Annotated in this window: 1 protein-coding gene; it reads left to right on the top strand. The window is 55.7% G+C overall.

Annotation, left to right across the window (positions count from 1 at the left end):
- Nucleotides 1-299: 299 nt before the first annotated feature.
- Nucleotides 300-1295: an IS110 family transposase gene (locus DMX11_RS25775; RefSeq protein WP_110748646.1), complete on the top strand. Its 996-nt coding sequence runs from the start codon at nt 300-302 to the stop codon at nt 1293-1295.
- Nucleotides 1296-1329: the final 34 nt, after the last annotated feature.

The raw sequence follows: 1329 nt of genomic DNA, 5'->3' as shown, positions 1-1329 counted from the left end.
TCGAGCGCCGCCCGCGCGGCGCATCGCGAGCTGCGCTCGCTCCTTGTATGTTGTGTCTGACCTGGCCAGAGAGGTTATTCTCGTCAGGTTCAAGAAGCACTTCCGGGGAGACCGATCGCTCCTGAAGGCAGGGATTGCCCTGACCTTGTACGTAGAGAGGTCCCCCGCCTCATTGCCCACCACGAAGAGTATCGAGAAGCCGACAAGTCGGACTTCGCATTACAAGGTTGCAGCGGCATGAAGTTCGAGGTCGGGGAACCGGGGGCCATTGTTACCTATGTTGCTGGGGAGTGGGAAGGATGAGTGTCTTCGTTGGCCTGGATATCGGTTCGCGCACTTCAATCGCCGGGGTGCGCAAAGATGGGCGCCCTGCTGGTCAGTGGGAGCTCGCCCAGACACCAGCCGGACGTAAAGCTGCGGTTAAGAAGCTCCAATCGCTCAAGCCCAAAGCCATCGTGATGGAAGCGACCGGTATCTATTACCTGGATTTGGCCATCGACCTGCACGCCGCTGACCTCCCTGTCTCGGTAATCAACCCAAAGAGCTTTCACAATTTCGCCAAGCTAATGCTGGTGAACAGCAAAACTGATGCGATTGATGCCCAGCTGCTTTCCGAGTATGCCGAGCGAATGACGCCACGCTTATGGACCCCTCCAAGCCCTGCCCAGCTTGAGCTCCGGGCTATCGGGCGGCATATCAATCGTCTGGTTGGCCACCGAACAAGGGCGAAAAATGAGTTGCATGCGTTGCGGGCGACCAACACGACCATCGCCATGCTGATCGAAGACGAAGAAGAGGCGATAGCCTCATTGGACAAGCGTATTGAGCGATTTCGTAAGGCTGGCCATGACTTGATTGCTCAATGCCAAATGCTTAGTCGGCAGTACCAACAACTAATTGCCGCTCCTGGCATGGGAGAGGTGTCTGTACTAGCCATTTTGGCTGAGCTCACGACATTACCTGAAATGCTCAAGTCTTCGCAGGTAAGCCGCCATGCCGGTCTCGACGTTCGACAGACGCAGTCAGGTACAAGCATTGATAAGCCTGGTCGACTCGGAAAAAGTGGAAATGCCTACCTGCGAGCAGCGATGTATATGCCAGCGTTGACGGCGATCCGCTATGACCCCTACGCGAAGGGTTTTTACGAATCGTTGCTCAGCAGAGGGAAGAAGAAAATGCAGGCTATCGCCGCCGTCATGCGTAAATACCTGACAGGTGCCTGGGCATGCATGCGTGGCGATGAGCCCTTTGATACGGCCAAGCTGTTCAGCGCTGAGCACCTCAAAAAAGCTTGACCTCCAACAGAGTATCTACGTTTGTTTCGGGCCA

The sequence above is a fragment of the Pseudomonas sp. LB-090624 genome (assembly GCF_003205205.1).
Lineage (GTDB): Bacteria > Pseudomonadota > Gammaproteobacteria > Pseudomonadales > Pseudomonadaceae > Aquipseudomonas.
Note: the sequence above shows the minus strand (reverse complement) of the source record. Positions and strands in the feature narration are given on the sequence as shown.